The organism is Pseudomonas sp. Leaf59 (genome assembly GCF_920984685.1).
In the GTDB taxonomy this organism is placed as follows: domain Bacteria; phylum Pseudomonadota; class Gammaproteobacteria; order Pseudomonadales; family Pseudomonadaceae; genus Aquipseudomonas.
On record NZ_CAKLBR010000015.1, the window covers coordinates 82,330 to 101,410 of the forward strand.

17 protein-coding genes and 3 pseudogenes are annotated in these 19,081 nt (G+C 54.8%); 5 read left to right on the forward strand and 15 right to left on the reverse strand.

All coding sequences use genetic code 11. The features are described from left to right. Positions 1-36 precede the first annotated feature (36 nt). From LUB09_RS16640 to LUB09_RS16655, 4 genes and pseudogenes are all read right to left on the reverse strand, one after another. Entirely contained in the window at positions 37-261 is a 225-nt protein-coding gene (locus tag LUB09_RS16640) for a hypothetical protein (RefSeq protein WP_231423076.1), read from the reverse strand. 208 nt (positions 262-469) lie between these two features. Continuing rightward, positions 470-1,396: an alpha/beta hydrolase gene (locus tag LUB09_RS16645; RefSeq protein WP_231423077.1), complete on the reverse strand. Its 927-nt coding sequence runs from the start codon at positions 1,394-1,396 to the stop codon at positions 470-472. Continuing rightward, on the reverse strand, positions 1,396-1,836 hold the full coding sequence (gene tspO, locus LUB09_RS16650) for a tryptophan-rich sensory protein TspO (protein WP_003234380.1): 441 nt from the start codon (positions 1,834-1,836) through the stop codon (positions 1,396-1,398). Before tspO ends, LUB09_RS16645 begins: the two co-directional genes overlap by 1 nt. Before the next feature lie 154 nt (positions 1,837-1,990). Then, positions 1,991-2,134: pseudogene (locus LUB09_RS16655) on the reverse strand (GFA family protein); the annotation flags it as partial. A 206-nt stretch (positions 2,135-2,340) separates the two neighbouring features. On the opposite strand from LUB09_RS16655, the gene LUB09_RS16660 reads away from it, so the two are divergent. Both LUB09_RS16660 and LUB09_RS24085 read left to right on the forward strand, forming a co-directional pair. Then, the gene (locus LUB09_RS16660; RefSeq protein WP_209983227.1) at positions 2,341-2,784 is read left to right on the forward strand and encodes a GNAT family N-acetyltransferase; all 444 of its coding nucleotides are present in this window, start codon (positions 2,341-2,343) and stop codon (positions 2,782-2,784) included. A gap of 84 nt (positions 2,785-2,868) precedes the next feature. Further along, positions 2,869-2,955 (forward strand): annotated as a pseudogene (locus LUB09_RS24085) (hypothetical protein); the annotation flags it as partial. A gap of 24 nt (positions 2,956-2,979) precedes the next feature. Here LUB09_RS24085 and LUB09_RS16665 read toward each other — a convergent pair. The 3 genes and pseudogenes from LUB09_RS16665 to LUB09_RS16675 form a co-directional block, all read right to left on the reverse strand. Beyond that, positions 2,980-4,194 (reverse strand): aldose 1-epimerase family protein, encoded by a 1,215-nt coding sequence (locus LUB09_RS16665; RefSeq protein WP_231423078.1) that lies wholly within the window; start codon positions 4,192-4,194, stop codon positions 2,980-2,982. Between the two features lie 224 nt (positions 4,195-4,418). Then, a pseudogene (locus LUB09_RS16670) lies at positions 4,419-4,757 on the reverse strand (isochorismatase family protein); the annotation flags it as partial. 58 nt (positions 4,758-4,815) lie between these two features. Continuing rightward, entirely contained in the window at positions 4,816-5,766 is a 951-nt protein-coding gene (locus LUB09_RS16675; RefSeq protein WP_209983232.1) for an AraC family transcriptional regulator, read from the reverse strand. A 257-nt stretch (positions 5,767-6,023) separates the two neighbouring features. Between LUB09_RS16675 and LUB09_RS16680 the strand changes: the two genes are divergently transcribed. Next, entirely contained in the window at positions 6,024-6,407 is a 384-nt protein-coding gene (locus tag LUB09_RS16680; protein ID WP_231423079.1) for a RidA family protein, read from the forward strand. Between the two features lie 278 nt (positions 6,408-6,685). Here the strand turns inward: LUB09_RS16680 and LUB09_RS16685 are convergent, their stop codons facing one another. Beyond that, positions 6,686-7,204, reverse strand: a complete 519-nt coding sequence (locus LUB09_RS16685; protein ID WP_442964104.1) for a nucleotidyltransferase family protein — start codon at positions 7,202-7,204, stop codon at positions 6,686-6,688. Between the two features lie 378 nt (positions 7,205-7,582). Here LUB09_RS16685 and LUB09_RS16690 point away from each other — a divergent pair, with 378 nt between their 5' ends. Further along, entirely contained in the window at positions 7,583-7,813 is a 231-nt protein-coding gene (locus tag LUB09_RS16690; RefSeq protein WP_231423081.1) for a DUF6124 family protein, read from the forward strand. Positions 7,814-7,866: 53 nt separating this feature from the next. Here the strand turns inward: LUB09_RS16690 and LUB09_RS16695 are convergent, their stop codons facing one another. From LUB09_RS16695 to LUB09_RS16720, 6 genes are all read right to left on the reverse strand, one after another. Further along, a complete protein-coding gene (locus tag LUB09_RS16695) occupies positions 7,867-8,166 on the reverse strand; it encodes a hypothetical protein (RefSeq protein ID WP_209983238.1) in 300 nt (99 codons plus the stop codon). A 70-nt stretch (positions 8,167-8,236) separates the two neighbouring features. Continuing rightward, positions 8,237-8,470: a hypothetical protein gene (locus tag LUB09_RS16700; RefSeq protein ID WP_057008200.1), complete on the reverse strand. Its 234-nt coding sequence runs from the start codon at positions 8,468-8,470 to the stop codon at positions 8,237-8,239. A gap of 120 nt (positions 8,471-8,590) precedes the next feature. After that, positions 8,591-8,890 (reverse strand): hypothetical protein, encoded by a 300-nt coding sequence (locus LUB09_RS16705; protein ID WP_003234402.1) that lies wholly within the window; start codon positions 8,888-8,890, stop codon positions 8,591-8,593. Between the two features lie 344 nt (positions 8,891-9,234). Next, positions 9,235-10,392 (reverse strand): hypothetical protein, encoded by a 1,158-nt coding sequence (locus LUB09_RS16710; RefSeq protein WP_231423082.1) that lies wholly within the window; start codon positions 10,390-10,392, stop codon positions 9,235-9,237. 242 nt (positions 10,393-10,634) lie between these two features. After that, positions 10,635-15,509, reverse strand: coding sequence for a hypothetical protein (locus LUB09_RS16715; protein WP_231423083.1), 4,875 nt, complete (start codon positions 15,507-15,509; stop codon positions 10,635-10,637). Positions 15,510-16,477: 968 nt separating this feature from the next. Further along, complete coding sequence (locus LUB09_RS16720) at positions 16,478-16,822, reverse strand: hypothetical protein (RefSeq protein WP_231423084.1); 345 nt, start codon at positions 16,820-16,822, stop codon at positions 16,478-16,480. A 222-nt stretch (positions 16,823-17,044) separates the two neighbouring features. Here LUB09_RS16720 and LUB09_RS16725 point away from each other — a divergent pair, with 222 nt between their 5' ends. Beyond that, entirely contained in the window at positions 17,045-17,686 is a 642-nt protein-coding gene (locus tag LUB09_RS16725) for a GIY-YIG nuclease family protein (protein ID WP_231423086.1), read from the forward strand. Between the two features lie 88 nt (positions 17,687-17,774). Here LUB09_RS16725 and LUB09_RS16730 read toward each other — a convergent pair whose 3' ends face one another. Continuing rightward, positions 17,775-18,920 (reverse strand): PDDEXK-like family protein, encoded by a 1,146-nt coding sequence (locus LUB09_RS16730; protein WP_231423087.1) that lies wholly within the window; start codon positions 18,918-18,920, stop codon positions 17,775-17,777. Positions 18,921-19,081 lie beyond the last annotated feature (161 nt).

Consider the following 19,081-nt stretch of genomic DNA (forward strand, 5'->3'; position numbering starts at 1 on the left):
CAGCCAGAAATCAATCTCCGGCTTGGATGCGCGGACTCATGCCACCTGGATCCGGGTGATGCCGACGATGGCGGCTTGCGCGAGGATCTGTTCAGGCGTGGCATCGGCGGGCGGCAGGATCAGGCTGTTCTCGGCGTCGCCCAGGTGCAGGGCCAGCAGGTGCAGGGCAGCGTCGTGATCGGGGAGTTCGGGTTGGTTGAGTTCGAAGGTGTGGGTGCGGGACTGGTTGTTGAGGAGGTAGGTGACGGTGTATTCGCGCATCGCAGTGTCCTTTGGCGGGTGGAGGGCGGTATGAATGTGGGAGGGGGCTTGCTCCCGATGGCTGAATGTCAGTCAGTTTATTTGCAGCTGACCCACTGCCATCGGGAGCAAGCCCCCTCCCACCGTTTGATCTCCATTTATCTGATAGATATCACACTGGTTTTGATCTATTTGCTTTGCTCTGGCTTTTGATTCTTGGGCGCTCCTTTCAACCACGCTCGTCGTGAATGCAGGTGGTAATCCACCGCCGGCTATAAACCAACACACCCTCCGCCATCGCCACCGGAAAATGGATAAACCCATGGGCAGATTCCGGCAGAAGATGGGTCTCGGCACCCGGCCAACGTTCAGCCATCTGCAGCGTGTCATCCTTCAGCGGATCCAGTTCCCCGACGAACATCAACACCGGCGGCATCCCGTCAAGGTCACCATACAGCGGCGACAATGGCGCCTGTCGGCGTTCTTCATCATTCAACCCCGGCGTCAGCAGGCGCAGCGCGTCGACCATTCCCGGGCCGTCCAGCAGCAAGGTGTCCGGCCCGGCGGTGCGCACGCTCGGCGTGCCGGTCAAATCGTAAACCCCGTAATACAACACCGCCCCGCTCACACGCTTGAGCAGATCCGGCCATTGCTTGAGCGTCAGCAAGGTCGCGGCCGCCAAATGCCCACCGGCCGACTCACCGACGACAAACACTGGCAAGCCTGCAAACTCATCAGCCGTCAGCAGCCACCGCGCGGCGGCGAGGCAGTCGTCCATCAGCCCCTCAACCGGCGTGTCGACCGCCAGCCGATAATCCACCGACACCACCGTCACATCGCACGCCCGCACCATGCCCAGGTTCAGCGCGTCGTCCATCTGCGCATTGCCGATCACCCAGCCGCCACCGTGGATATCCAGCACCACTCCCTTGGGCGTGCCGGATGGCCGCAAAATGCGCACCGGCACGCCATTCACAACCCTGCTCTCAGCCGGCGTTGCGCGCTTGATCTTCTGACTGACGCGCAACAGCGCCTGAATCAGACGCGGGGTGACGCGGTTGCGGATCTTGAAGCGCGGCATCCACGCGAGCTTTTGGTTGAAGCGGCGCATCTGGGCGAGTTCGGCCTCGGAGGCGGGCCAGTGTTTATGGGCCATTAACGGTTATTCCGCAAAATCGAAAAATTCAACGCCGCCGCCACACACAGCCACGCCAGGTAAGGGAACAGCATCAAGCCAGTGATCAAGTCCAGGCGTACCGCGAACACCACCATCGCCGCCACGGTGAGCCACAGCAACACAATAATCACCATGCCCGCAAACAACCGATGGGCGCCGAAAAACACCGGCGTCCACAGCGTATTCAACGCAATCTGCGCCGCCCACAGCGCCAGTACCAGCTCACTGCCCGGGATCAGGCTGAGGCGATAACCGGCCCAGGCGAGCAATAGATAGATAATCGTCCAGGCGACCGGGAACAGCCAATTGGGGGGGGTAAAGCTGGGTTTGACAAGGGATTCGTACCAGGCACCCGGCTTGAAAATCACACCGGTACTGGCCGCAGCGGCGCAGGCGAGCAGGAAGATAAAAAAGGTCATGGACGATCCTTGATCTGGAAGGGTTCCCACCTTGGACGGGCAATACGGGGTTAAAAGTTCATCGCCGATGGCAAGGATCATTCCTACCCGTCGTGCGGGAATGAAGCGCGAAAACAAATCACCATAAAGAAGGTGCTCGCTTGAGCCTACCTTATATTCGCAGCGCGCTACGCGGAACGCTGCCGTACGAAGCAAATGCGGCGCCATGAGCTTTGCGACACTGGCTGCAATGACAATGACTGACGGCTTCAGGTGTGGTGGATAGCTCATAACTGACGGCCGAAGATTCCTGGCCGATTCGTAAGCTTGAATCCCTTTAATGATGGCTGCCTTGCCAGCCCTCCAAACCTCTGCGACGTCGTTGTTACCCAACGTCCAATCGCGCTTGAACGATCTACTAGTCCACCTGTGATATCCAGCAGTCGCTTAGCGGCGTGGTTCGCGAGTTTGCGAAAGACCAAGCGCGCCATATCATGCAGTTTCGTTCAATCACGGACTAATGGAATGGCAATACGACTAAGGCAAGCAAGTGTGACTGATATCCCGGCTATCTACCGAGGCGAGGAAAGCTATATTCGGTGTTGGGAACCTGAGCATGAAATTACGTGGCGCTTGCAACTGGAGCGACACCTGACGCGCTGGGTTGAAAATTTCGAACGGTTTACAATCGCGCTCATGGGTGACCACTTCGCGGGATACTCGCTTTGGACGCCTGATCAAGACCACGCAGAACTTAGCACTATCCACGTAGTGGCAGACCATAGGCGTAGCGGCGTAGGAATGGCACTTCTGGAGGCGTATGCGCTGGACGCGGCAGCGCAGGGATTCAGTCAATTGCGTTTAAGTGTACGGCCTGATAACCCTGCAAAATTGATGTACCAAAAAGCGGGTTTTCTGTGTACCGGGACAGGGGCACACGACTACCTTACCTATGAGCGCCACGCTTGATAGTCACGCCGATGAAGCCAGCTTCTGGCCGTTTTCTGCCTGAGGTGATCGGCTGAAAACGACCATGAGCGGACAGTGACCGAATCTTTGCGAGCAGCCCATCGACGGCTCAAGGTCGCGCGCTCACTGGCGGATCTTGAACACGCCGACGTGATCAGACGCGACTATTTACGGCCGAAAATGCTCCATCTGGTGTCACTCCTTGGTCAGATCAACCAACGGCGTCTGCCGCACCTCAGTCTCCCGCCCATCCTGAATCTCGCTCACCTGCTTCAAGGCCTTATCCACCGCCGCCTTGTCCGCCAGCAAGCTGTAGCTGATGCGGAACTGCCTGTGTTCCTTGGGCCCAATTGTCGGTACCAGGTTCAGTGGCCGCTGATAACGGCGGTTGTAGGAAAAACTCGTCCCCGGCTCCAGCCCCGTGACATAGCCCTGGCCTTGGGTATCGGTGTTTTTCCACAGGGAAAACACGGGCAGTGTCTGAGTATTGAAGCCGACCGAAACGCCCAGGCTGCCAGCCTTGTTATGCAACACGGTCAACGTATCGCCCTTGGCGTCGGCATACGGCACCACGTTGTAAACCGTTTCGTCGTAGTCCCTGGTCGGTGCGCGGTAGGTTTGCCAGTCGGGCAGCTCGCCCTTGGCCTTGTCGTTGAAAGGCGACACCTGTTTCACCGGCGCGGCGAAACGAGCGCCCTGCTCCAGGAACGGGGTGCTGAAGTTGCTGTGATACAGCGCCTGGTATTCCTTCGGATAGTCGCCGTTGTTGGTCAGGGTGTCGTTGAGGGCAAACGCGACGCTGCCGGGTTCGGTGACCAGTTCGGTCGCGACCGAGAAGTCGACCTTCTTGAACGCCTGTTCTTTCAGTTCACCGCGCAGGGTGATGGCGTACGGTGGTTTTTCATCGATATGCAGCGTGACTTTATTCGCAGGAATGTTGGCGGCCCGACCGTGCAGGGTCAGCAGTTCGCCGTTGTCGACGCCGGGATGGCCGACCCATTCGTATCCGCAGCGGGTGACCAGCTCATTGAAACCTTCCAGCCAGCCCAGACCACCGCGGCCATTGAGTTCGATGAAGGCCGGATTGACCACTTCCTTGACCGGCGAATCCCAGCCCATGCGTACATTGCCAACCGAGGCCTGCAAGACGTTCATTCCGCGAGTCGGCACTACCGAGAGTTTCATCGTGCCGTTATCGATGTCGACAATGCTGACGCCCTCCTGCCGACCGCCGTGCAAGGTGCGCAGGGTAACGCTGAAGGGTTTGTCGGTTTTTAGTCCGAGTTGCTGACTGGTGATCTGCCAGCTCTGGGCGGCTTTGTCGGTGTCGAGCAGAACGTAATCCCAGGCCATAGCGTGGGAGGCAGCGGACAGCGTGCTGATGGCAACAAAAAGTTTGAGCGGGGTCATGGTTGCGGCCTTTCTTGGAGTTGTGCCATTTTTATAAACCGGGTGAAACGTTTCAGCAAGCTTAAAAAGAAATCCAGCGCCGGCCAACGTCAGGTAGATTTGAGACCAATCGGAAACTTGAGTCCATGCCATCGCTGATTGGCCGATTACAGTCTGTCGCGAAGGACTCGATTGACCCACTGTTGAAAGATCGACCCAATCTCGAGCCGATCTATCTATGCCGATTAGAAACACCAGTCCTCAGCGTGAATGACACGGCAGAACGGTCCTGCCAAGGTTGCATTGTGATGAGCGATAATATTTTCGGCCGTCAGTAAAGAGGTGTCAGTGCAGGTGTGACCATCGGCGATCAGCACTGTATCGAATCCAAGATCTCGTGCGGCGCGACAGGTGCTGTCGACACAGTACTGGGTCTTCATTCCGGCAATAACTACGCCCAGTGATCCACAAGCCTTTAACCGATCGGCCAAGTCAGTAGAAGCGAATGCATTGGGTCGGCTTTTTTCGAAGATCACTTCGTCGCCTTGCAACAGCAGTTCCTGCACCAAGTGCGTCAGTGGGCTTCGTTAGGGGAAGCCTAGATAGGCTCACGAGGCACTGGCTGTCGCGGGAGCGGTTGATTTATGAGCGCGAGGATCGCCCCACTCCCGTTTCGAGTGACGACTGCCTACCCGTCCTTATTGTTACGACATTCTTTCTAGGCGGTTCACCAAACAGCCGTTTATATTCTCGACTGAATTGATTGGCACTTTCGTACCCCACCATTAAGGCCGCTTGAATGACATCGCAATTTTCAACCAGCATCAAGCGCTGCGCCTCATCTAGACGCAAACGTTTCTGATATTGAAGGGGACTGAGCGTTGTGACTTCTTTAAAGTGTTTATACAAGGTTGAAGACGCCATATTCAGTGTTGCAGCCAATTTATCTACCTGCAACGCTTCCCGGTAATTCTCCCGCAACCACAGGATAGCTTGATTAATTTTATGACTTTGAGAACCCACTGAATTCAATAGGCGAAGCTGGTGCCCAAAGGGCGTTGCGAGCAATCGATAGTGAATTTCTTGATATATCAACGCGCCCAGTGTCTTCGCCTGCTCTGGTTGGTCGAGTAATTCAATCATTCGTAAAAAGGCATCGAGCAATTCCTGGGTGAGTTCTTGCACTGCGGCGCCAACTGCAGTGTCGGTGTTATATTCAATTGGCGGTGGAGTTTTAGCGGCCAACGCGGCCATCAAATGCCTGTCAAGGTCCAAGGACATCGACAGGTAAGGCATTTCCGGGGTTGCTTCCAAGAGGCAACTGGTGACTGGCATGTTCACGCCGGCGATAAAGCACGTGTGTTCTCCGAATGATATATCGTTGATACCAATACGAACCCATTTCTTCCCCTGTACAGCGACGATCAGTATCGGATTGTAGAAATGGGGCTTTGCCGTGTCTGAATGGTCATAGCGGTGCAGCGCAAACCCCTCTATAGGCGTTGGGAACCGGCCCGCCTCAGGAAGAAAGCCAAGTAATATTTCCCTGAGCGCCACGCGACCCTCTTCAGCGGCATAACGATAATTCTTCACCTACTAATACCTCCTGCGCAAGAATATCGGGGCGCGACCTATCTTTACACGCTGCCAAAGGGATTATGACATACGTACGCGAGCCTGAAATATTGCGAGATTCAACACATAGAGAAACAGGCATTAACCGTAGAGAAACGTGACTACTGTCTGTTGCCGGTTTTTGAGAGCATAGCCAACTCGGAAAAATCCTGAGTAATCACTTGATTTTAGGCACCTCAAGATCAACCACGCACTAAACATTCGGACGCGCAACTATGCCAAGCAATAAAATCGAACGTAAAATTTATGATGCACTTCCTCCCGTCGTGGGCCCCTATTCGCATTCGGTGAAAAATGGCAATACCCTGTACCTGTCAGGCTTCACAGCGTTTGGAACTGATGCTCAAGGGCTGAGCCTTGAAAAACAGGCCAATGCTATTTTTGAGCAAATTAAAGCGGTTGCCGCCGAAGAGGGCTCCGGTATGTCTTCACTCTTGAAAGTGACTATATTCATCACCGACTTCAGCCAAGCCGGGGAGCTGCGTAAGGTGTTGGGTCAGCATTATGAAGGGCACTTCCCTGCCAGCTCTCTGGTCGAAGTTTCAAAGTTGTTTTCCCCGGAACTGAATATCGAAATTGAAGCCATTTTCGGGGTGTAACGGGCTATTAGAGCAGTGTGCAAACCTCCCAAAAAACGGCCATGGAAAAGACGGCGGAAAAGGCGAGCACGCTTGTTGTGGCGAGCGGGCTTGCCCTAATGCCGTTCAGTTAAGCGGCGATTCCCTGTGGCGAGCAGGCTTGTCCTGCGTTGGGCTGCGCAGCAGCCCCAAAGCCAGGCGCTGAGCCGTATCAGGTACACCGCGTTTTGCTCGATTGGGGGCGCTTCGCACCCCAACGCGGGGCAAGCCCGCTCGCCACAACATAATAGAGATCGGCATCAAACAATCCTCAGCCAGGGCCACCGCGCCTGATAACTCTGCGCCTTAGCCTCAAACAACGCCTGCTCCGGATGCAGCGGGTTGATCCGCAAAATCCCCTGCTCCACATCCGCCAACCCATACCGCGCATACACCTCGCCCGTCGCCACCTCCAGCGCCACGCACGTGCCGGCCACCAGATACCGATCAACCCCCTGCCGCGCCGAGTGCAGTTGCAAATACGGCCGGCCAAACCGCTGGGCATACCAGAGATGAACCCGCGCCTGATTGCGCACCTCGACATTCACCCCCAGGTCCGCGAACAGCGCGTTCGCCTTCTGGATCACCACGTCCTCAGCCTCGTAGGACAGGTCCGTATCGAAGTAAAAAACGTCGTAGTCCTTCACCCCATGATCCGCCGGCAGATTCGCCTGATGATTCCACACTGCCTGAAACAGGCACCCCGCCGTCAGCAGGCATTGATCCACCCCAAGCGCCGGCAGGCGCGCGGTGATTTCAGCGTTGAGCGGGTTGGCCATGGCCAGTGTGATAAATGCGTCAGTGCTCAACGTCACGGTTAACGCTCCTGAAGGCAAAATCCGAATCCCCCGCAACGCCTTGCTCCCTTGCCTACACGTGCGTCAGAATCCGCCGGCTTGTGCACTGGGTAGGCCGTCTCTAAGGTGGCTCGGTCGCTGAATCTCTCGGTGATCGGGTTTAGTAGCCCACGGTTTTAACCTAACAAGTGCACGAGCTCAATCCATCAGACGTTCCCGTCTGTGCTCAATGGTGGCTGTGCGCAGGGCGTCTCCGGACGCGCCGGTTTTGTTAGGTTCCACCGGTCTACTAACCTGCGTACAGCCACCGCCTTTTCGTTTAGTAGCGACGAGGTGGCAGCCCAAGCAAGGAACTTAACAATGCTTACTGATTCAAGCACCCTCTTCACCGTCGCCCCCAACGCCAGCACCGAAACCCTCATCACCAACAGCTACGAAACCTTCACCTCAGTCAGCACCCTGCTGCTCGACCTGTCCGAAGACCTAAACGGCAAACACCGCGACATCGCCCTGGCGATCCACCAACTGAGCGAACTGGGCGTACTCCTCACCGCCAAGCTGCTCGACCGTGAAGCGCCCTGCCCTGGCTGAGCAGCAACCCGCCCGACAAGCCGTCGCAGGCCACCTGCAACGGCTTGCCGCGATCAATTGACCCCAGGCCAGCTCTCGACATATTCAATAGTGAAGTCCGGATAGGAATCGACAATCTGGATCTTGTAGTCGGGGTAGCTGTCGACGGTTTGCCATTTGCCGACAGAGTCCGGCCAGGAAACCACCTTCTTCACCTTAAGGTCGGGGTATTGATTCACCACCTTCACCTTGTAGTCGGGATAGCTGTCCACGAACTGGATCTTGCCGTAAATCTTCGACACATCGACCGTCGTACCGGCGTGGGCGCAAAACGTGCAGGTCAACAACAGCGAAGCAAGGGCAGCTTTGAACATGAGCATTTCATCCTGAAAAATTGAGGCATCCAGTCTATCTAAAGCCGCGCGGGCCGTGCCGCGAAAACGCCTATCCCTTCAACTCACCCGCCCGATTGCTGGCGGCGTCGTCATACGCCACATACAACGACTCGGCGATCTGGCTTTTGATCGCTTTGGTCGACTCCAGCCCCAAAACAAACCCTTCAGCCTTGCCGCCTGCGCGGTTGAGTTCTTCGTGGGTGGAGGCGCCAGTGATAGCGTCGAGCAGCTTGGCCGCGTGAGGGCCTACGCCTTTGGGGAGGGAGATTTGGTCGATGGTCATCGCGATGCCTTTATAGAAAATGAACGGAAGCGCAGTGAACCACTGCCGGGCCGCCATGGTAGACCGGTTTGCGCCGTTGAGGGCTGCTTTCGCCCCCTATCGCCCGCAGCGCCACAGCGACTATTGACGAGTGTCCGCCTCCTCGGCCGGGTAAAACTCGCCCTCCTTGCCCATTTTTTCCAGCCGCTCGCGCACGATCACCTCAACGTGGGCCACTGCGGCCTGATCATCAGGGTCGACCAACTGCAGGCACAGGCGTCGAACATTCTGATCGTGAGTGCCCTCGCTGAGCATTTCGTGGGTGAAAACCGCCTCGCCACGCCACAGGCACAGCTCGGTATGCGTGCCGCCGAGCCATATTTCGTTGATTGATCTGAGGTCGGTGGTCGCCAGTTGGTCCACGGTGATTGTCTTGTCCATTGCGCTGTACCTTACCGATGATTGGGTGTCGGTAGACTTGCGGGGGTAGCGGGTCGTTCCCGCGGTGGGGGGGTTGAGTGTGGCGGTGGTGGTGAGTCATGGGGCGTATCACGTCCAAGCGAACGTCATTCTGGATAGCGTTGAATCTGGAGAATGGCCGTGACGGATTCCTTTTCAGGCAGAGCTAGGGGCTACAAAGGCTGAGAGGGGGCGCCGGGAAGGGGCTCTAATCGGCCGATTACAGCCCTTCGTGAGAGGCAGCAATCGGCCAAAAGCTGCCCTTTACAAAGGCTAATTTCGAAGTATTGTGGAGATTAAATACTGTTAGAGGCACTGAGGTATTGCTATAAACCACAAGGCAAAGCCGCCCGCTCATCCTCTGTCCAGCACCGCTCCAGAAATACACATGCTTGGCAGCAGGTCCGGCTGTCAATTGCTTGGATGAGGCAGCGCGCTTCTCGACGGTCTTGAATAATTTGGTGTGCACAGTGGTGACGCTGAGTATCAACAAAAAACGCTGGAGGATTGACCGTACGAGCGCTGATTGCGGAATTCATTGTGGCATCAGCTCCGCATTCAGCCCAAGTATGATATTTACATTCTTGCACGCGGGGGGCCGCAAGGAGAAAGTGCGTCGCACTACCAGTTGCGACGAGCCATTCGTCCGCTTCTGGTAGTGCATCCACCGGTGCTTTCGACAAACGATCATTACGAAATCCCGGAAAGGCTGAAAGCTCAGCGAGGGTCAGTTCTCCACCAAGCTCCCTAGCGCATGCTGCGACAAGCGTGGCGCCAAGGGCGTGCACTTCATCCAGATGCGGCGCAAGCGTTTCGATGTCATCATCATTCCGTCGATAGTCGAGTTCGACCGGGGTCTCATTGTGGATCACGGTGAATAGAGCGCCATCTGTGCGGGTAACGAATAGTGCTGGGTAGATCAGGATCCGCGGCCTAGGTGTGAATAGCTTGCTGCCAGTTCGCTCATAGTGGACATGCATACCCTGAAAGGCGCCAGAGACTTCGCCCAGCTCTAAGTAACGCCTCAGCTGCGCCGGACGCAAAGGCACTGGTGCGTCTATGGTCAACATCGAACGATGAAGAAGGTTGAAGATATCCTCGGCATGCTCCTTAAGCTGTGCGCGTGTATAGGTCGCGATATCGTCAGGCCGAGCAGCTCCCAGGAAAGTTTCAACTGGCGCCTTGAACACCGCCATCCACTCCCCGCTGATGATGACGGCTCTGGGTAAGTTGTGACTGTACCGCTCCTTGAGCGTTTTGACATAGCCGCTGACTTGCCGCAGATACTTGTCCCATTCTCCAATGATCGGCGAAGTAGCCTCGGTCTTTCCGCCCCTTATATGTTGGATCGCTGCAACAAGTAGTGCGGCTTCACTATCGTGTTGACCGTCCCCTCGAGCAGAGATCGCAGGTTTGTCCCAAGCTTTGGCTTCTATCAGCAGGAGTGGTGTCCCATTAATGTCGGACACACCTAAATAGTCCATGAACCTCGTAGTGTTCGCCTGTAGGCGAGCCTCTTCAAGGACATTGCCCAATGCGCCGAGTCGCCACCCAAGGTGAGTGAGTAATTCATCCACGAATAGCAGACGCGTATCGTGTTCGTGGGGGCGACGACTCAGATCGAGCTCTGCGTAAGGGTCACGCTGCGGTCTTGCCAGTTCCCGCTCTAATTCAGTAAGGAGGTCGCTGAGCCCCCGCTTAAATAGGTTTTGTAACGCAGACCGATTCACTGGATAAATTCCGGCAAGCGATAAAGCAAGCGCCGCGCCGCCGGCCACCCGGCATCCATAAATATTTCTAGGCAATCAATTAGCTGTGCGCGCCTGGCCGCGTCCTCAAAGATTTCCTTATGGTCAGCAAGAAAGATCCCAATGAGTTTGACAAGCAGGTCTACACCCAAAGTGTCGTTTTGATAGCCTAGTCGCGTACTAGATTGAAGAATGCTAATTGCTAAATCGAAGGCCATACCCGCGTCTACATCGACTAAGCGCTCAACGAGCTGAAGCAGGTAATATGTGGTGTGCGGTTGAGCATACTCGCCGATCCGCTTTAGGATATCTACGTTTTCTTGTAGGAATACCCCCAGACCTGAGCGGAAACCTGATGCGTTGTCAGCCCAGCTATTTCTGCTTTCGTCAGTCGCAAAAAACATCTGCATTCCTGCAGTGTCAATCAGCCGCGCGCATTCCCGAACCTCTTCGCTTGCTATTACGTTCAAATCTTGAGCCATCACATACCTGGCAAGCAGGGTATTTGCAGCATTTACAATATCGGAGACAAGCGTTTGGGAGCGCTGGCGGATGCCGACATACTTGCCGGGGGTTTCAGCGATCCCGAGAACAATAGCGTCTCGTAGTGTGGCTAAGATCTGAATTATTGCTTCGGAGTGCTTCCACGGCTCTTCTACCCACTTATCGATAACAGCCTTTGCCCCCGGCAAACTGTAGGTAACCCAAAGAATTGTAAGGTTCCCTGCGATAGCTTTATACAGACGCCGTTGTCGATCTGACCCCGATGTCTCACGCTGTGACAGCATCAGTAAGAGCTCTAGAGTTCGCTGCTGATCTGAATGTATCAAGCGTGAGACGACCCCACCGAGAAGATGCTCGATGACAGTTAAGTTAGGTTCGTTCGTAAAGTGTCCATTCAAAAGGCTCCAGAATCGGTCACGATCTAAGTCCCAAATTCGGACAAGGCGCACCGAAGCACTTAGCCGGACGGCAGGGTGAGTATCAGAAAGCAGTTCCTCCGCCTGCGCACCCAGCTTGGGGTAGAGATCTACTCGTTGAGCAAAGAGATCCCAATAAGCTTGCGCTGCTTCAACCCGTGCTGCTGGGCTCCCCCATGCAGCAGACTTTTCGAACTCGGTCTCCGTGTGGGCTTCAAGCACTGGACTCTCGGATCTAGCAGCGACTTCCAACAATGCTATAAATTCTGCATCTTCTTCAGGCGTAGGAGGCACGTCCTTCGATACCAGCAACTGTCGCGATACGATGGCTTCGCAGCCTTGACCAATGATCCCCTCCGCATGCCGCTTAAGACCAACGTGTGCCGCATCGTCTAGTAGGTTTTGTATGCGGTTGAGTGCTGCAATCGAGTCTTTAAGCGAAGCCACTGAGTCGTTGTCAGACTTCGATTCAAGTCCAAGCAGTGTCTCCGTAGCTTTGATCGCGGTTATGACACGCGAGTTCTCAGGCGCACCCTTGTCTAGATCTCGCATCCAGAAAAAGTCATCCGGATTGCTGCAGCCGGTACGAACTGTGAATAGCCTGTCATTTGTTGGTGTCGGACCTTGGACAGACGTGTTACAGATTCGGCGAGCTTCTTCAGTGACCAAGTTGTCTCTGCCTAGCGCACCAAAAAGGCGCTCTAAGAAGGAAAGGCGAGCGTCGACGTGATGTGTAAACTTTGAAAAATCGAAGTGAAGCACACCCTCTTCTAGTGCCTGCCGCTCTTGCTTTGAACGTCGAACATAGCCTTTCGCAACGAGATCAATTGCGTCCTTTCGGGTGTCGGGAAGAACGAGAAAGGGCTCGGTCACTGCTATGGGCCAGAGCAGGTCTACTAGACCGTCGGAGCGCTCGACGGCGCAGAGGAACATTCGAGACCAGAGGATCGCTAAAGAAGCCTCATCCATTAGGATGTCGATCAAAGCCATAGCCTCACCCTCAGTTGCGACTTTGAGGTGCTCGCGCAACTTGGCCACTAGGCGCTCTGCATCACGCTCGTGAGTGCCGTCGGGGTTATGCGCCCACACGTAGCTGTGGTCTTCTCGCAGATGGATTAATCTCCCTCCAGCCTGAAACTGTATGTTTAGGACTTCGTCGGTAATTGAATGCTCACGTGCGACGTATCCTTCGAGCGCATAGACGACAGCAGTGATCGCTGCTCTTGGATGCAGTTTTAGAAATTTTGGCATGTACTCGCCTAGGGACCATCGCGCCATTTCGTAATCCTGCCGAGCATTAGAAGTAAGGCTAAGGATTTGGCTATTGTTGATCCTGGTCTGCTGATTGTCCGTCACTTCGTAATCAAATACCGTCCGGTAGATAACTGAAGCGACGAACTCTGGATCGGCTTCTCCGATTGCTGCAATTTTGTAACAGACCGCTGGTACCTCGGCATGCCCGAAACGGTCGAGCCGATCACGGCCGAACAACCGGGCTATCAAGCCCCGAGACGCAGTGATGTCACTTCCGTATGTGGCGATGACGAAATCAATGGCGCTCCTGACAATGAACCCCGGTTCGGGTTGGCTAAGTCCGTAAGTCAGTAGTGCGCGTGCGGCTTGGCCAAGCATCGGCTTGAACGCGTTATCTTCGGCTCTCCCAATAAGATTGTGGAGCAGAAAGCGAAGGGTATTACTAACGTTGCTCGGAGAGGTAGCCAATCGATCGGCGAGACAAACCCATGGCCCCAAAACTATCGCCTTCTCATCTTCCAGCCGCACAGCAAAAGCACCTGTCACATGGGAGAGCGTCTCTAGAGCCCCCTTGTCACCCGCGATAGCCAGATTCCCGAGTTGAAGGCAGTCATTCGCCGAAGTTGGAAACTCTGCACCCAATCTGCCAGCAGTGCTGCGGATGATTGGGTCGCCATCTTTTTCATTGATGAGGTTGCCTAGGGTCCCCCAAAACCGCACGTGGGCAGGATCAGACTCCCAAATTTCGCGAAGTACGAATCCAAGTGCTGGTGATAGCATCATCCCCAGCGCCTCAATCTTAGCGAATCGATAAGTTCTGTTGCTTATGGCGTCTGGGTCTAGGTAAAGCCGCGCGGCTGCATAATCGAAGAGGAGATGATGTCGGAACTGTACCCACCGTTCGTTATCAACGACAACAAGTACACCTTCTCTACAGAGGGTGTCGATCATTGCGGGAGCATCGAACGCCACCTCAGATTTTGATGCGCGAAGCGCCCTCGCTTTAATCATGGATTGAACGACGCGGCTGAGGCTACTCGTTGCTGGTGAACCGTGGCCTTCCACACGGTGCTCCCAATAAAGGCCTAATAAGTCGGCTTGGGAAGCGACTGCGTAAAGTTCCTTGACCGCGTTCCCCGAGATCAATTCGCTCAGAAGTCTGGTATTGAAGGGCACCATAGCCAAGTCACGCAGACGCGGCGGCGAGTTTGCAAGACACGTAGCCATGGTAGGTGACTGTTGGAGAAGTTGCTCAAACTCCGCTTCTGACCAAGAGGGCACCTGAATATGTAAAACGTTTGAAAAAGCTGGATCTGCGAGCGACGTCTGCGGCGGCGTCCCTCTAAACAGAGCACGTAGTTGTTGCCCCATACGCAGGTCGAAATTACGAATCGATGCCACAACGTTCCAGCGCCCCTTCCGTTCAAGGACTCGTTCGATAAGAGTTCGAAAGATTTTTTCGCCATGACCGCCGCGCGTCGCGTCCAGTGCATCCACTATCAAATAGGCTTCGCCCGGTCCGTCCCAGGCTTCAAGCACGTCAAGAATAGGATGCTTTAATCCGACCTCACGGGATAAGCCTTCGAGGCTCTCAATTGAGTAACGATCCACGGCGAGTTGAAGAACATCTAAACCATCCTCGTCCAATTTCTTCGCCAGGGCATTCAGAACCCCGCTCTTGCCAGCACCGGGCTCACCAATAATGAGCAAGGGACCGCTTCGCACTGCCGTCTCAATCGCGGTTTGGCAGTCGCGACGTACGGACAACGATTCGCCGTTGCCTACATCGATCTTTTCATAGCTGGCGAGCGCTTCTGCGATTTGCTTGGAGTGTCGCTTGAGCGCCTGGATATCACTGAGATACTCGGGAGGTGCGTTGAGCGCGATACCACGGCTGGCGAGAAGTTGTCGCCAGACTGGTAGGTCACCGCCGCCACGCTTCGTCATCAGTTGACCGCTTAAATCGGACAAGGAAGCGAAAGCTGCCGCAGCATCTACGTCTGGCCCAAAGACTTTGATAAGGGAGCCCCTCGCTAACGCGTACCCTTGGTCTCCGTCAAAGGTGAATATGTCTACAAGTTTCGCTAGCTCCAGCAGCAGATCATCGTCAAATGGACTTTTGGTAACGCTCGACCAAGCACGCTCGACCAAACTTGTGAACACTTGATAAGCGCGTTGCTGTGCCTGGTTGAGTGCGCCTCCACCTGGCTGTGAAATGAGGCGTAGCGCGGCCGGTAAATCGTTCTTAATCTGGGCTGAGGCTTGAGGGCCTACAGCTAGCACCAATCGGTCTCGGACCGGATCGAGGGGGCGATTCCACCCCATAGTGCCATCACCTTGCTGAGCGACGAGCCAGTGGCGAACGAACTGCGAGATTGTCTTCCCTAACGGGGAGCTAGGGTCGTCACTAAGATTTGCAGTTGTCTTAGCCTGAACTGCGATGTAGCCGCCGACACTGGTCTTGATCAGAAGATCGTCGACGGGTGCCTCTGTTTCAAAACGGACCCATTCAGGAATAGCGGCGCCAAGACGAAAGCTGTCGTCTAGCCTGTCGCCAGCGAGAATCCATGATGAGAAGAGCGCCCCGAGTTGTTGTTCGAAACGTATCCCGGCGCTGGTCGCAGCGCCACCACCACCTATTCGGTCACTGGGGAAGGGATTTTGCGGTGTATGGCTCAAGGCACGTTTCCGTTTAACGTCTGATAATTGGTTAGTGATAGCTGGGTTCACTCGCATTAGCAACCCGTTTGGTCATAGACTGCCCAAAGTTACCGGACTTGAATCTGCGTTACCTCTCCCATTACTGCCCCATTTTAAGCACCATAACTATGTGTTGCTTAAGCTTGACTCCGTTTCCACTTGAGTCCCGTAGCGACCTAATAAGCGAAAGCCCGTAGGTCGATGACCCCCTTCTAAATCATCACAAACCGCTCCTCCAGAATATTCATTGATGTAACACCTATTTGCCATGCAACACGTATATCGGCAAACAAGTCACAGCTATGTAACTAATAATAAAAATTATAAAATCAAAGATTTCAATTTCAACGATTGAAATTTCAGTAACTTTCAGCACCTCCCACTAACTCAGTCCCGCGGGTTTCATGCCCCGTGTGAAGCTAAAGCTCTCAGGGTCCCCAGCCTGGATTTCCTCTCATAGAAAGGTGGAGCCAGCGAAATTCGCTTGGTAGGATCGAGCGCAAAGCGCCTGCCCACAACACCCGGATGCTGACTTTAGAGTTACACGCAGGGGCAGCGTTACATCGGGGGTACGCTATGTCGCTCAACTGTGTAACAGGCATGAAAGCCAATGAAACCGGGCGTTTGGTGAAGGGCGTTACACTCGTAACACCGGTTACACCAGTTTTGGAGGGGGTTAGATATGTGCTCTGATGCTGCCTTTCCAAATTGGCCCTACATCAAATTGTTGGCCTCTAGGGTGGGTAATTTCACTCCGCCTAACCATCCATTTGCATTGCACTTGCCCACTCATTTGCATTCGACTTGGCCGGTCGTTCGCATCGGGTTTGACCAGCACAATGGGTGGCCCTGATTGGCAGAAGTCGACCCAAAGCTGCCCTTCGTGAAGGACAGCTAATGGCCGGTTGAGTCCACAACCCGAAGCGGATATCGGCGGGACATTCCGATTAGCTGAATTGACGCTCATACAGGTCGACTTGCTGAGGAAACAGCTCGCCATAGAGCGGATGTGGAATGCCGAAAATGTTCACTTCGATGCACGGTGGCGCGAACTCTATGGAGTAATCCAGGATGGCCAGACCCGCACATGGAATGACCAGACCCGCTTCGGTCTGAACAGAAAGTTCCAGAACGGTCTGGTCGTGATGGTTCGTGGAGCACTGGTTCTGGATAGCTGCGTACCCATCGGCAGGTTCGAATTGGCCAAAAGCAACGCCCATCGGGGGATCTCCGTAATCGAGCGCCGAGTAGCCCACCAAAACCAATCCGCTATAAATTGAGAATCGCATCATGAGACTGCCTGTTTGTGTCATGCATTAGACCCAAGCGCGGTATATCACTTGGCTGGTCCTTAAGCGAGGGCGAAGCAGTTGGGCGACCGCTTTTGGCCGATTGCTGCCCTTGACCTACGTCAACTCCGGTTCAGAACACGCCATTCTGCGGTCTCACAGGCTATGCTCCCTACCTCAACACCACTAGCACATCAACGGAACGCAACATTATTAGGATTGAAGATGCGGACCGAACTCAGTTTCACCGATTTAGTACGCGAGATTCTTCGCCAGCATCCTGAAGGCCTCACACCCCAGCAAATCCGAGAGATCGTTAAGGTTGAGTACCCCCTGTACGTCGGCACCCCAAGCCATTTGAAAAACGTTGCTGCCGGCAATTACAAGGACGTTGACCACGCTGTTCTGGCCCGAATATATCTGGCCTGCCGAGGCGCCTCAGACATTACTGCAGATAAAAGCCAAAGACCTCACCTGATGACTCTTCTGCCGGATTCGGGATCAGTCGAAATCAAGGATGATGAGTTCATCGAGGGTGAGGATCTCGCCAAGCTGGAGGCTGATATCGGCACGCTGTACGTGCTCTCCACCGGGCTCTATACCGCAGATCAAATCGAGATAGTCAAGATTGGGATCACCACCGGTCCGGTCGAAAAGCGCATTACCCAGCTTTACACAACGGGTGTGCCCTTTCGCTTCAAAATCGTAAGCCAGCTTGAAACCACAAACTATTCAAAGCTTGAGCAGGCCTTGCATTGCCTTTTCGATAAGTATCGGATCAATAAGTCACGAGAGTTTTTCACAGCGCATTGCCTGACGTTTTTGCCAGACCTAATCGCCGTCCACCGGAGTATTGAGGCGAGCTAAAGAGGCAAGTTTTTCTATCCAGGAGAGGCCGTTTATTTACCCGGTTCTAAACGTCCGCTTCTGGCCGCCGTTGAAAACATTATTCAGCTTAACCCTCCACTGCATACAACGCCCGCGCCTCCCCCCACAACCCATACACATCATCCGCCATCCGCTCCACCGCCTGCGCCCTTTTCATCGGCTCATTCAATACCATCAAATCCTCATCACTCGGATTCTTCATATTAAGCTCAGTGGTATACCGCCAAAGCAAACCACCGCTGCCGACGCCGTTATTCACCACTTTCTGCGTCAACGTCGTCAGCCAGGCATGCGCAGTCGGGTGGGATAGCGCATCGCAGTAATAGCCGCAATAAAACCGGTGATCGAGTTCGATATACACCGAGCCCGGCACAAATCCCAAGTCGTAATAAAGACCGTACCAGCGATTATCCCGAGTGGCACTGTAGTAGCGGTCGACCACCTCCGCCGTCGGCGCGTCAGAGGGTTTGGGCAACTCGGGGTATTTTTCTTTGATGCATTGGGCAAGTGCTTGCCAGAATTCCAGTTGCAGGTCTTTCAGGGTTTCGACGAACGCTTTTTGCAGGTCGCGTACCACCAGCAAGTTGTTGTTTTGGCGCAGTGTCTGTTTGAGCGCGTCCATGTAGGCGTGTCCCTGGTTCTGGAAGGTCAGTGTTGCGACGAGGTCGATGTATTGCAGCAGGCTTTCGCGCACGCCGGCTTCGCGGATAACCCATTGCTGGCATTGCTCCAGCCACGGCAGGATGTCATTGGCGTAGCTGATTCGCTGATAGTCAATGCCCAGGCAGCTGCGCCGGTCGGCGTCGCGGCCATCCAGGGTGAGGTAGAGCGGAGGGTAGGTCCGGCAGCCTTCGCCTTGAAGGGTTTGCAGGTAGCGGTGAAGCTGCGCGTCTTGGTCTGCGGCGTAGAGCTTGTTTTCGATGATGACTGCCTGACGCTTGCTGTTGCGGATCAGGATGTCGACATTGCGGTACTCGACCTCGACCGTCACCTCGGTGCAGTCGAAACCTTCGATGTTCAACGCGGCCAACAACAATTGCAGCAGCTTGGTGCCGGCTCCGTGGGCGCCTTGAGGATTGAGCAAAAAGGCCAGGTAACGAGAGTGCAGGCGCACTTCATCGGAGCTGCTGCGCAGCAGGGTGAACAGGTTGAACGCCGGAGGGCGGTGCAGCTCGGCACGCAGTAATGCGGCGCAGTGGATCAAGGGTTGCAAGGTTCATTTCCTTATGAGGGCAAGTCCAGGCGGTGATTGTATTGCGCCAGTACTTATCGTGCACGCTTGCATTTTTCGTTGCCAAGAGAATCAACTCATAATCCTGCCCCACCTGTGGGGTGAAACGAAAGGTTTGCTGGCAGCTATAGGAATAGCCGGCA